General features: G+C 73.7%; 10 protein-coding genes. 5 read left to right on the forward strand and 5 right to left on the reverse strand.

Translation table 11 applies throughout. The features are described 5' to 3' along the window. Positions 1-143: 143 nt before the first annotated feature. Complete coding sequence (locus ACFC96_RS22955) at positions 144-1,220, forward strand: mechanosensitive ion channel family protein (protein WP_376256828.1); 1,077 nt, start codon at positions 144-146, stop codon at positions 1,218-1,220. 111 nt (positions 1,221-1,331) lie between these two features. Here ACFC96_RS22955 and ACFC96_RS22960 read toward each other — a convergent pair whose 3' ends face one another. The 4 genes from ACFC96_RS22960 to ACFC96_RS22975 form a co-directional block, all read right to left on the reverse strand. After that, positions 1,332-2,717, reverse strand: coding sequence for an FtsX-like permease family protein (locus tag ACFC96_RS22960; protein WP_376226986.1), 1,386 nt, complete (start codon positions 2,715-2,717; stop codon positions 1,332-1,334). Then, positions 2,707-3,435, reverse strand: a complete 729-nt coding sequence (locus tag ACFC96_RS22965) for an ABC transporter ATP-binding protein (protein WP_376226985.1) — start codon at positions 3,433-3,435, stop codon at positions 2,707-2,709. Before ACFC96_RS22965 ends, ACFC96_RS22960 begins: the two co-directional genes overlap by 11 nt. Continuing rightward, complete coding sequence (locus tag ACFC96_RS22970) at positions 3,432-3,971, reverse strand: PadR family transcriptional regulator (RefSeq protein ID WP_376226984.1); 540 nt, start codon at positions 3,969-3,971, stop codon at positions 3,432-3,434. Before ACFC96_RS22970 ends, ACFC96_RS22965 begins: the two co-directional genes overlap by 4 nt. A 95-nt stretch (positions 3,972-4,066) precedes the next feature. Further along, complete coding sequence (locus ACFC96_RS22975) at positions 4,067-7,042, reverse strand: beta-N-acetylglucosaminidase domain-containing protein (RefSeq protein WP_376613877.1); 2,976 nt, start codon at positions 7,040-7,042, stop codon at positions 4,067-4,069. Between the two features lie 317 nt (positions 7,043-7,359). Between ACFC96_RS22975 and ACFC96_RS22980 the strand changes: the two genes are divergently transcribed. The 3 genes from ACFC96_RS22980 to ACFC96_RS22990 all read left to right on the forward strand — a co-directional run bounded on the left by ACFC96_RS22980 (position 7,360) and on the right by ACFC96_RS22990 (position 10,163). After that, a complete protein-coding gene (locus ACFC96_RS22980) occupies positions 7,360-7,605 on the forward strand; it encodes a hypothetical protein (RefSeq protein ID WP_376256244.1) in 246 nt (81 codons plus the stop codon). 198 nt (positions 7,606-7,803) lie between these two features. Further along, the gene (gene malQ, locus ACFC96_RS22985) at positions 7,804-9,903 is read left to right on the forward strand and encodes a 4-alpha-glucanotransferase (RefSeq protein WP_376613879.1); all 2,100 of its coding nucleotides are present in this window, start codon (positions 7,804-7,806) and stop codon (positions 9,901-9,903) included. Between the two features lie 20 nt (positions 9,904-9,923). Beyond that, positions 9,924-10,163, forward strand: coding sequence for a hypothetical protein (locus tag ACFC96_RS22990; RefSeq protein ID WP_326712987.1), 240 nt, complete (start codon positions 9,924-9,926; stop codon positions 10,161-10,163). A gap of 146 nt (positions 10,164-10,309) precedes the next feature. Here ACFC96_RS22990 and ACFC96_RS22995 read toward each other — a convergent pair whose 3' ends face one another. Next, positions 10,310-10,882 (reverse strand): TetR family transcriptional regulator, encoded by a 573-nt coding sequence (locus ACFC96_RS22995; RefSeq protein WP_376256240.1) that lies wholly within the window; start codon positions 10,880-10,882, stop codon positions 10,310-10,312. A 137-nt stretch (positions 10,883-11,019) separates the two neighbouring features. Here ACFC96_RS22995 and ACFC96_RS23000 point away from each other — a divergent pair, with 137 nt between their 5' ends. Next, complete coding sequence (locus ACFC96_RS23000) at positions 11,020-12,480, forward strand: FAD-dependent monooxygenase (protein WP_376613881.1); 1,461 nt, start codon at positions 11,020-11,022, stop codon at positions 12,478-12,480. Positions 12,481-12,513: the final 33 nt, after the last annotated feature.

Below are 12,513 nucleotides of genomic sequence, written 5' to 3' on the forward strand. Positions count from 1 at the left end.
GGCTGGGAGTGTTTTCGACCACACCCCCTGCATCCCCGGGTGAGGACGGCCTCTCCCTCGAACAAGACAACAATCCACACACAATGCCCCGTTAGTGTGGTGGGTCTGCCCGTAACTTCGCCATTCACGGGCGGCCGCTATGCCTGGAGGTTTCAGCCGTGATCTTGTCCGTCCGGTCGGTGTCCGACCCATCCTCGGACCCGACCACTTTCAAGGACGCCCAGGAGCAGGCCACCAACGCCGCCAGCTGGGTCGAGCAGAACTGGTCCACCTGGCTGGGTATCGGCCTGCGCATCCTGCTCATCGTCGTCATCGCCGCGGTCCTGAGAGTGGCCATCCGGCGCGCCATCACCAAGCTCATCGAGCGCATGAACCGCACGGCGCAGGCCGTCGACGGCACGGCGCTCGGAGGCCTGCTGGTCAACGTGGAACGCCGCCGGCAGCGCTCGCACGCCATCGGCAGCGTGCTGCGCTCGGTCGCGTCCTTCGTGATTCTCGGCACAGCCGCCCTGATGATCCTCGGCACGTTCCAGATCAATCTGGCCCCGCTGCTCGCCTCGGCGGGCGTCGCGGGCGTCGCGATCGGCTTCGGTGCCCGCAACCTCGTCACGGACTTCCTGTCCGGCGTCTTCATGATCCTGGAGGACCAGTACGGCGTCGGGGACAGCATCGACGCGGGCGTCGCCTCGGGCGAGGTGGTCGAGGTCGGCCTGCGCGTCACCAAGCTGCGCGGCGCCGACGGCGAGATCTGGTACGTCCGCAACGGCGAGGTCAAGCGCATCGGCAACCTGTCGCAGGGCTGGGCCACCGCGAGCGTCGACGTCACCGTGCGCTCGGACGAGGACCTGGTCAAGGTCAAGGAGACCCTGACCGAGGTCGGCGTCGCCATGAGCAAGGACGAGCCCTGGAACGAGATGCTGTGGGGCCCGGTCGAGGTCCTCGGCCTCGACAGCGTGCTCCTCGACTCGATGGTCGTGGGCGTCTCGGCGAAGACCATGCCCGGCAAGGCCCTCACCGTGCAGCGCGAACTGCGCTGGCGCATCAAGCTGGCCTTCGACGAGGCCGGGATCCGCATCGTGGGCCGACTGCCCCTGCAGGCCGCCGAGGAGGCCGCCGCCGACCCGACGGCCGGCATCTCGGCGCCGTCCGCCTACGCGTCGACCACGTCCCCGCAGTCCCTGGCGGCCTCCCCGATCACGCCGCCGAACCTGTCGAAGTAGTCGCGGCGACGGCCGGGCCGTACGCCAGGAGGGGCGCCGCCAGGAACCACGGTTCCGGGCGGCGCCCCTCCCTCTTTTCCCGGCACGGTGCCTGCCCCGCGGGGGAGCGCGTCAGCCCGCCCGCAGCTCCGAAGGGTGGACCGCGCGTCGCAGCAGCGGCAGTGAGGTGGCGGTGGCCGCGAGGCAGGCGGCGTAGACCGCGGGCGGGACCAGGAGCGGCATGACCACCGGAGCCGCCGCGCCGACGGCGGAGGCGTACGCGAGATGGACGGCCGTGCCGCCGAGTGTCGCGAGGGCGACGGCCGGTGCCAGCGGCAGCGCGGTCTCCAGGAGCAGTGTGCGGGCCAGAACCCGGTGCGGGACTCCGGACGCGGCCTGGGCGGCGAGGGTGCGGCGACGGGTCGCCACCGACTCGGCGGTGCCCACGGCGAGGCTGAAGAGACTGATCGCGAGAGCGACGAGGACGGCGGCGCCGACGAGGTCGATGCCGAAGGTGTAGTAGCCGATGTCCATGCCCAGGTGGCCCTCGCGCTGCGAGCGGTGCAGTGTGTCGAGCAGGACCTCCCGGACCCCGACGAACGCGACGCCCACGACGGTGACGAGGAGCAGGGCCGCGTGCGTGCGGGCGGCTGCCCACGCGTCCTGGCGGAGCCGGTGCGCCGCGACGAGCACGGCGGGACGGGTGGCGCGGCCCGCGAGGCGCGCGCCGATCAGACGGGACGAGGCCCCGGCCACCCACACCGAACCCGCCCCGGTCACGACGACCACCGCGCACACCAGCAGGGGTGCGGCCGCGATGTCGCGGGTGCCGCGCAGGGCGAGCAGCGCCGAGCCGGCGACGACGAGCAGCACCGGCACGATCAGGCCGACGAGGACGCCGGGCCCGTGGTCGGCCGTGACCCGGCGCACCTGACCGAGCGGCGACGCCACCACGTGGCGCAGCGCGAACACGCTCACCCCCGCGCCCGCGGCCGGCACAGCGAGGGCCAGGGCCACGAAACCGGCCCAGGCGAGCGGCACGGGATACCCCGTCGTGGCGAGCATCGCCCCGAACGCGATCAGCGCGAGGACGGAACCGGCGAGGCACGCGAGCCCCGACTCCAGCGCCGCGATCCGCCGCACCTGGCGTGGCCCGGCCCCGGCGAGCCGCAGCGCGGCGAGCCTGCGGTCCCGGTGCACCGCGCCGACGCGGGCGCACTGCCCGAGCAGCCCGGTCACGGGCACCAGGAGCAGCAGCAGTGCGACGACCACGCCCTGCCGCGTGCCCGGTTCGTCGAGCAGACCGTTCCCGTACGGGGCGGACACCTGGTGGCCGGTGAGAGCGGCGAGGGCTGCGGCGCCGAGGCAGAACACCGTGGCGAGGGCTGCGCCGAACGCGGTGAGCGCCAACCGCCACCGCTCGCGGCGGTCGGAGCCGGCGGCCAGCGTCCAGGCGAGCCGGGTGTCGGTGCGGACGGAGGGCCGCGCGGTGGCGCGGGCCGCGACGTCAGTGGTCATGGGACACCGCCTGGGGGAGCACCGGGCTCTCCTGGACCGTGCCGTCGTGCAGCCGCACCTCGCGGTCGGCGTACGCGGCGACCTGCGCGTCATGGGTGATGAGGACGACTGCGGTGTGGGTCTCACGGGCGGCGTGTGCGAGCGCCGTCATGACCTGTTCGCCGCCCAGGGAGTCGAGTGCCCCGGTCGGCTCGTCGGCGAAGACGATGCGCGGGCCGGTGACCAACGCGCGGGCCAGAGCGGCTCGTTGGACCTGTCCGCCGCTCATCTCGCCGGGGCGCAGCTCGCGCTGTCCGCGCACGCCGAACCGTTCGAGCCAGGCGTCTGCCCGGGCGTGGGCCTCCGCGCGGGAGACGCCCGCGAGCAGCAGTGGCAGCGCCACGTTGTCGATCACCGGCAGTTCCGGGATGAGCTGGCCGAACTGGAAGACCACGCCGAAGTCGGTGCGCCGCAGTTCGCTCAGCCGCTCCTCCGCGAGCCGGTCGAGCTGCTCGTGTCCGTACGACACCGATCCCGCGTCCGGCCGCACGATCCCGGACAGGCAGTGCAGCAGCGTCGACTTGCCGCTGCCGCTGGCCCCCGAGACGGCGAGGATCTCGCCCGCGTACAGGTCGAGCGCGGCGCCGCGCAGCGCCTCGGTCCTGCCGTACGACTTCACCAGGCTCCGGGCGGCCAGCAGGGGCGCTCCGGCCGGGACTTCGCGTGCTTGCGTGCTCATGCTGCGGTGACCTCCGCGGTCAGGGTGGAGAGCCGGGCCGCGGTGGTGTTCATCCAGCGCAGGTCGGCGTCGAGGTGGGCGAGGGCGTAGTCGGCGGAGAGGACAGTGGTGAGATCGGCGCCGGGGCCGGTCTTGACGGCGGTGAGCTCACGCATCCGCGCCATGTGGGCGGCCCGCTGCTCCCGCAGTACGGCGGCCGGGTCCACGGCGTCGCCGACCAGGATCGACACGACGACCTTGGCGAAGATCTCGTTGGTCACGAAGGGGGCGGGCGGCGTGATCTCCCCTGCCCACCGCACGAGTTCACTCGCTCCTTCGGCCGTGGACCGGTACAGCGTGCGTTCGGGGCCGCCGTCGGATTCGGTGCCCTCGACGTCGGCGAGGCCGTCGCGCACCAGGCGTTGCAGGGTCGTGTAGACCTGCGCGTAGGCCAGCGGCCGGGCCTGCGGGAAGCGATCGTCGTAGCGCCGCTTGAGGTCGTAGCCATGGCTCGGACCCCCAGCCAGCAGCCCGAGAAGGACGTGACGGGTGCTCATGCCGTCAGTATGTACTCGGTATATGTACTGAGTACATAGTGGCGGGCGAGCAGTTTGAGATCGGATCAGAAGTGAGAACTGAAGTTCCGCTCAGGTCACTCCGCGACCGCGTACGCCTCCACCGACCACAGCGAATAGCCGTACCGCGTGGCCCGCTTGTCGCCCTGTACGCGCACGAAGCGGGTGTCGCGGGCGTCCATGCGGACCGACTCGCGGCCTCCGTGGCCGTCCTTCACGGTCGCGGCCGTGCGCCAGGACTTCCCGTCGGCGGACGTCTGGATCCGGTAGCCCTTCGCGTACGCGTCCTGCCAGGTCAGCACGACCTGGCCCAGCCGCACCGGCTTCGCCAGTTCGACCTGCCACCAGGCGCCGTCCTCGGCGGGGGACGACCACCGGGTCTGCGGATCGCCGTCGCCGGCGGCGGCCGCCGGGAAGTCCGAGGTCTCGTCACCCGAGGACGAGGGCCTGCCCTCGCGGACCAGGTCAGGACCCGCCGTGCGGGGATACGCCCGCACCGACACCGTGCGCGTCGTGCCGGCGAAGCTGACCGGCACGTCGTACGTGCCCGCCGGGGTGCCCTCCGGGACGGTGATGTCGACCGGGGCGCTCACCTGCGTGCCGCGCGGGAGCGTCGCCCGGTCCGGCAGCGCCACCTTGATGCCGTGCGGGCCCTTCGCGTGAAGGCGCCCCTCCACGGAGCCCGGCCGCTGCGACGTCAGGCGTGCCGTGACCCGCCGTGCGCCGCCGCCGATCTCCGCGTCCAGCTCCGTGCGGGCCAGCTCGAACGAGGCGTCGGGGGAGTCCGCGTACCAGGGGACGACGTGGCGCACGGCGCCCTTCGCGGCGCCGGTCACGCGGATCGCGTCCGCCCGTACGTCCTTCGGCCTGCGCTCGGTGAACCCGCTGTCCGTGAGCGTGCCCACGGACCTCCAGCCCTCGCCCGGCTCATGGACCTGCACGGTGCCCCGCGTGCCGGGGTCGGCCAGGACCGTCACCGCAGTGAGCCGCCGCGCCCGCGGCAGCTTCGCCTCACCGTCGCGCGTCGCGTCGGCGCGACCGGTCCCCGCCCATTCCGCGTACGCCTTCTGCGCCCGGTCGAGGAACGGGTCCAGCACGCCCTTGCCGACGGTGACCTGAGGGGACTTCAGAGCGGCGCGCCGACGCTCCAGGAGCCGCGCCGCCCGCCACGCCGCCGCCCCGTCGCCGCGGGCCTGCGCGTCGAGCATGTCGACGGCCGTCTCCCCGGCCTCTCCGTAGCGCGCCAACCGGTCGCTCCAGGGACGCACTTCGGCGTCCACCGGCGTCGACCTGAGCCGCTCCGGCGTCCGCCGCATCACGGTGAACGCGTCCCGCAGCTTCTTCGCCGCCGCCTCGTACCGCGCCCGGTCGGTGACCAGCGTCGTACGCGAGTCCCAGAAGCGGGAGACGACCGGCTTCAGATATGCGGACTCGTCCTCGCCGAGCACGGACGACGCGTCGTTGCCCGCCAGCGCGCCGAGCGCCTCACGGGTGGGCGCGTCACCGCCCGCCAGGTCGTCGATCGCGGCCTTCCAGGACTCCTGAGGGCGGTAGTCGCGCGGGTTCCACGCGTAGTCCGCCGTCGTGAACAGCGGGATGCGGGAGGCCGCCGGCTGCTCCATCGCGTTGGCGAGCAGTGCCGCCGAACCCGTCGCCACGGCGGGCTCACGGCCCGTGTAGGGCCCGAGGAAGATGCGGTCCTGCGCGTAGTCGTTGACCGGGTAGTTGTCCATCGTGACGAGGTCGTGTGCGGAGCCGAACGCGGCCCGCGCGCCCGCCAGTTCACGCCCGGTGATGGTGCGCGGGACCACGCCGACACCCGTCCACGCCACCTCGACGGAGTCGTCGAGCCCGCTCGCGAGCGCGCCGCGGTACTCCGTGGACCCGTCCTGGTAGAACTCGGTCGGCATCAGTGACAGCGGCCCCGCACCCGGGTGCCGCGCGGCGAGGTGCCGTGCCACCGCGTTCGCCACGCGCGCCTGCGCCCGTGCCGCCGCCTGCGGCCCCGAACCGAACGTCCTCGCGTCCGCCTCGCAGTGCCACTCGCTGTACGACACGTCCTGGAACTGCAGCTGGAACGCCCGCACACCGAGCGCCCACATGGCGTCCAGCTTGCGGTTCAGGGCCCTGACGTCGTCGTCCGACGACATGCACATCGCCTGCCCGGGCGCCACGGCCCAGCTCAGCGTCACGTGGTTGGCGCGCGCCCGCTCGGCGAGCGCCCGGAAGTCCGCGCGCTGGGCCGCCGGATACGGCTCGCGCCAGCGTGCCTGCCGGTACAGGTCGTCGCCCGGCGCGTACAGGTAGCGGTTCTGCTTGGTGCGCCCCATGAAGTCCAGCTGGTCGAGCCGCTGTTCACGGGTCCACGGGGTCCCGTAGAACCCCTCCGTCATGCCGCGCACGGCCGTCCCCGGCCAGTCGCGCACGACGACCCCGGCGACCTTGCGCCCGCTCACCAGCTGCCGGAACGTCTGCGCGGCGTGGAACAGGCCGTCGTCGCCGACGCCTTCCATGGCGACGGTGTCCCGGCCGTCGGTCCGCCCGACGGCGAGTCGGTACCCGCCGGACGGCAGGTCCTTGCGGGCCGACGCCCCGAGGGCGCCGAGCGCCGTCTCCAGGCCCTGTCCCCGGCCCGGGCGCGCGCCGGCCGCTCGCCAGCCGTCACCGGCCGCGGTCGAGGCCGCCACGGAGCCGATCCGGACCACGAGCGCGGGAGTCGTGGGCAGGGAGCTCTCGTCGTCGACCTCGGTGATGTGCCGGGCTCCCGCCCCGCGCAGCACGGTGCGCAGCGCGTCCACCGCGTACCGGTCGGCACCCGGGCCGGTGACGAGGACGACCTCGTCGGTCACGGTCACCGACTCCGAGCCGGAGGCGGTACGCAGCGACTGCGGCCGGGGCCACACCGCGGGCGTCCCCGTCTCGCTGTCCCGGTCGCCCGTGGAGAGCGGGTGAGCGGGAGGGACCGCCGCCGCTCCGGAGGCTCCCCCGAGCGCACTGGCGATGACGGCGGCAGCGACCGCCGCCGCCCCCTTCCTGTGGCGCCGGAGCTGCACGGCTCACTCCTCGTTGGTCTCGGCTCGGTGGGGACCGGTCATGGGCGTCCCAGGATGGCAACCGAGCCCACCACTGACCGGGTCGGAGTGTCAACGGGAGTGGCCGTTGTGCCGCAATTGCCCGGCCGGGAGTGGTGGGAAGGGGTGATTCGCGCCGCTCACCGGCCGAGTCCCGCCCATGGAACAGAATGTGACCAGTAACACGTTGTCGGTCCGTTCATGTCTGCGGCCGCGCTCGCTGGGTAGAGCTGCCGAGACCGTCCCTCACGAAAAGATCGACGACAAGACCCGCGAAGAACCGCGAAAAGGAGGCCACCATGGCCGCATCAGCGCACCTTCTGCTCTCGGCCCTGTCCAAACAGGCGGACGTCATCCTGCCCGCCCCCTCCCTGCCGCTGCCGGACGAGTTCGCGTTCGGCGCCGAGCTGCCCCTCACCAGCGAACCGCCCCTCGCCGACGCCGAGCCGCTGACCAGCGAGCCCGCCCTCATCGACGTAGCGCCCCTCACGAGCGAGCCGACCCCCTCGGGTCCGGTCGCGGGCCTGGACGCCCCGGGGATCTAGGGCCTTGCGTCCAGATCACGCCGGGCTCGCGCGGCCCGGCACGCCCCTCCGCGGTGTTGTCGTCAGTCGCCGATTCCCCCGAGCTCTCGGCTCCGCTCGAGCAGGGGCCCCCATCGCCCCGCCTCCTTCCTCCGTCTCGCAGCTGCACGCACCAGACCCCGCTCCCTGATCCAGCCCGATCCGAACGGAAGGCCCTAGGTGACGCTGGCCCGGCTCGCCGCGCTGCACGGGATCGCCCCGTCCTACTCGCCGTCCCCCGGCCGCACGGTCGAGGCCCCGGACGCCGCGCTCGTCGCCGTCCTCGCCGCTCTCGGCGTCGACGCGCGCACCCCGGAGGCCGTACGGGACGCGCTGGCCGCGCGCGAGGCGGAGACCGCGGCGCGGCTGCTGCCCCCGACGGTCGTCCTGTGGGCCGGTGAACCCACCCCGGACTGGGCGCGGGAACTGCCCGAAGGCGTGACGCTCCAGCTGGTCACCGAACAGGGTGAACGCATCGACGGCTGGCGGCCGTCCAGGTCCGCTCCCCTCGGCGTCCACCGGCTGCACGCCACCGCACCCGACGGCGCCGCGGCCGACGCCCATCTGATCGTCGCCCCGCCGCGCGTGCGCACCCCGGGCGAGCGCGCCTACGGGCTCCTCGTGCAGCTCTACTCCCTCCTGTCGGCGAAGTCCTGGGGCATGGGCGACCTCGGTGACCTGGCCGACCTCGCGGCCTGGGCGGGCCGCACCGCCGGTGCCGGGTTCGTGCAGGTCAACCCGCTGCACGCGGCCGTGCCCCGAGGAGAAGGGCCCTCGGACCCCTCCCCGTACCGGCCGTCGTCGCGCCGCTTCCCCGACCCGGTACACCTGCGCGTCGAGGACATCCCCGAGTTCGCGTATCTGCCCGATGCCGACCGCGACCGCGTGGGCGCGCTGCTCGCGGAGGCCGCCCGGCTGCGCGACGGCGTCCTGCACGAAGGCGTCCTGATCGACCGCGACGCCGTGTGGGACCTCAAGCGCCGCGCCCTCGAGCACGTCGTGCGCGTCCCGCTCAGCCCCGGCCGCCGGGCCGCCTACTGGGACTTCCTCGCCGAGCAGGGCGCGGACCTGGACCACCACGCCACCTGGTGCGCGCTCGCCGAGCGGCACGGTCCCGACTGGCACACCTGGCCCGAGCCGCTGCGCGATCCCGGATCGCGCGAAACCGCCGCAGCCCGCGCCGAGTTGTCGGACCGCGTCGACTTCCACAGCCACCTCGCCTGGCTCACCGACGGCCAACTGGCCACCGCCCAGCGCTCCGCGCGCGACGCGGGCATGCCCGTCGGACTCGTCCACGACCTGGCGGTGGGCGTGCACCCGGAAGGCGCCGACGCCTGGGCCCAGCAGCACGTCTTCGCCGCGGGCATGTCCGTCGGCGCGCCCCCGGACGCCTTCAACTCCCGCGGCCAGGACTGGGGTCTGCCGCCCTGGCGCCCCGACCGGCTCGCCGCCGTCGGCTACGCCCCGTACCGCGCGGTCCTGCGCGGCCTGCTCGCCCACGCGGGGGCGGTCCGCATCGACCACGTCATGGGCCTGTTCCGGCTGTGGTGGGTGCCGGCCGGGCAGCCGCCGACCGAGGGCGCGTACGTCCGCTACGACGCGGAGGCGATGCTCGCCGTACTCGCCCTGGAGGCCGACCGCGCCGACGCCCTGGTGATAGGGGAGGACCTCGGCACGGTCGAGCCCGGCGTCCGGGAGGCACTGCAGGCGCGCGGCGTGCTCGGCACGTCCGTGCTGTGGTTCGAGCGCGACTGGGACGGCACGGGCCGCCCGGTGCCGCCGGAGCGGTGGCGGACGGACTGCGTGGCCACCGCCACCACCCACGACCTGCCCTCCACCGCGGCCCGGCTGACCGGCGACCATGTGCGGCTGCGCGACAGCCTCGGCCTCCTCGGGCGGCCGCTCGCGCGGGAGCAGGCGCAGGCCGCGGCGGAAGTCGCCGAGTGGACCGCCCTGTTCGCGCGCCTCGGACTGCTGCCCGGCGGCGGGGGACAGGGGCCGAGCGAGGAGGAGGAGATCCGCGCCGTCCACCGCTTCCTGCTGCTCACCCCGGCCCGCATGGTCGGCGTCTGGCTGCCCGACGCGGTCGGCGACCGGCGCCCGCAGAACCTGCCGGGGACCTGGGACGAGTACCCGAACTGGCGGCTCCCGATCGCCGACCCCACCGGCCGTCCGGTCACCTTCGAGGAGCTCACGGCCTCGCCGAGGGCGCACGCGCTGATCGGGGTCCTGCGGTCCGGGCTGCCCCGTACGGCACCCCCGGGCGCGCGGCCCGTTTAGGTGTTCGCTACGTTTGCACCGTGGACAAGAAGAACGCCCTGCGCGCCGGCGCCCTGGCTGCCGGTACGACGCTGATGATGCTGCTCATGTCGTCCCCCGCGCTCGCGCTGACGCGCGACGACGGCGACGACCCCGGTAAGGGCCTCACCGTCATCGAGACCCTCGGCCTCTATGTCGTTGCGCCGATCGTGCTGTTCCTGGTGATCGCCGGCCTCGTGATCGTCGGTGACAAGTCCCGCAAGCCGCAGAAGCAGGGCTGACCGCCGCACCTCTCCGTAACGTCTTCGCCGAGGGCGTCCTCGTGTGCACCACGCACCGAGGGCGCCCTCGGCGCGTTCCCCGGGGTTTTTCACGGGTTTCCCCGGGGTGTTCCGCGGGCGTTCTGCGTGCGTTCGGCCGGGACGTTCTACGGCCGCTCGGCCGTCAGATAGCGCTGGAGGGTCGGCGCCAGCCACGCCACCGTCTCGTCGCGGCCGAGCCCCACGGCGGGGCCGAAGCGCAGCACGTAGCGGGTGAGCGCGAGACCGAGGACCTGTGACGCGCAGAGCGCGGCCCGCACCGGGGCCTCGGCGGGGTCGGGGCAGACGCGCAGGGCGAGCGGCAGCGTCTGCCTCTTGAAGACGTCCCGCATCCGCTCGGCACCCGCGGCGTTGGTGACGCCCACGCGCAGCAGTGCGGTGAGCACCTCGTTCTCCTCCCACAGGTCGAGGAAGTGCCGCACGAGGGTCCGGCCCATGTCGTCGACCGCGATCTCCTCGGGGTCGGGCAGCCGCAGGTCCAGGTCGATCGCCGCGGCGAAGAGCCCCTCCTTGTTGCCGTAGTAGCGCATCACCATCGACGGGTCGATCGCCGCGTCCTTGGCGATGGCGCGGATCGTGGCCCGCTCGTACCCGTCGGCGGCGAAGCGTTCGCGGGCCGCCGCGAGGATCGCGGTGCGGGTGGCGTCGGAGCGGCGTGCCGGCTGGGTGGTTCCTGTCATGCCAACAAACGTAGGCCAACAGCTGTTGACAGTCCAGAGCGGCGGGTCCAGAATTGCCAACAAGCGTTGACCAACAAGTGTTGGCAATAGGCGCCCGGGTACACCCGACCTGAGCTCGCAGGCACCAGGAGGCCACCATGAACGGCACCACTCCTCGCACCGTGATCGTCGTCGGCTCCGGCCCCACCGGCCTGCTCCTCGCCGGCGACCTCGCCGCCGCGGGTGTCTCCGTCACCGTCGTCGAGAAGCGCCCCCACAAGATCAGCAACCTCTCCCGGGCCTTCGTCCTGCACGCCCGCACCCTGGAGCAGCTCGACGCCCGCGGCCTCGCCGACGGCATCGAGGCCAAGGGCCAGGCTCTCGACCGGCTGAGCCTCTTCGGCCGCCTCGCCGTCGACCTGAGCGACCTCCCCTCCCGCTACCGGCACCTCCTGGTCCTGCCGCAGTACGAGGTCGAGGCCGCCCTCCAGCGGCGCGCCATCGACGCGGGCGTGACGTTCTCGTACGAGACCGAGGTCACCGGCCTCACCCAGGACGCGGACGGGGTGACCCTCCGGGTCCGCACGGGGGACGGCGGGCCGACGACGATGCGGGCCGCGTACGTCGTCGGCGCAGACGGCATGCGCAGCGCCGTGCGCGAGAGCGTCGGGCTCCCCTTCCCCGGCAAGTCCGTCATCCGTTCCGTCGTCCTCGCCGACGTGAAGCTCGCCGAGGAGCCCGCGAACGTCCTCACCGTCAACGCCGTCGGTGACGCCTTCGCCTTCATCGCGCCCTTCGGCGACGGCTACCACCGCGTCATCGGCTGGAACCGCGCGCGTGACGTCCCCGAGTCCGCGCCCCTCGACCTCGACGAGATCAAGGAGGTCACCCGCCGCGCCCTCGGCCGCGACTACGGGATGCACGAGGCCCGCTGGATGTCCCGCTTCCACAGTGACGAGCGCCAGGCGCCCGCCTACCGCGTCGGCCGCGTCCTGCTCGCCGGCGACGCCGCGCACGTCCACACCCCGGCCGGCGGCCAGGGCATGAACACCGGACTCCAGGACGCCGCCAACCTCGGCTGGAAGCTCGCCGCAGTGGTCGACGGCCGTGCGGGAGAAGCCCTGTTGGACACCTATGAGGCCGAGCGTCACCCCGTCGGGAAGGCCGTCCTGCGCAGCAGCGGCGGCATCGTCAGGCTCGCCATGGCCAACCGGCCCTGGACCCTCGCGGCGCGCGCCGCCCTCACCGCGTTCCTCGGCCGCGTCCGCCCCGCACGCACCCGGATGGTCGGCCGGCTCACCGGCATCGGTGTCGCCTACCCGGCCCCCCGCGGCGCGCACCGCCTCGTCGGCACCCGCGTCCCCGATGTCGCCCTCAAAGAGGGCCGGCTCTACGAGGTCCTGCGCCAGGGCACGTTCGTCCTGATCGTCCCCGAGGGCGTCGACGGCGAGGGCGGCGACCGTTACGCCGTCGCGCACTGGGCCGGTGACCGCCGCACGTCACTCCTGGTGCGCCCCGACGGGTACGTCGCCTGGGCGTCGGACGACGAGCCGGCGGGCGGGGGCGTCGTCTGCGTGGGTGTCCCGGACAGCATCGACTCGTACGCGTTCCGGGCGTAGGCGGCCGGGCCGGGGGCTCGACGGTTCGGTCCG

It is taken from the genome of Streptomyces sp. NPDC055955 (genome assembly GCF_042270245.1).
Lineage (GTDB): Bacteria > Actinomycetota > Actinomycetes > Streptomycetales > Streptomycetaceae > Streptomyces.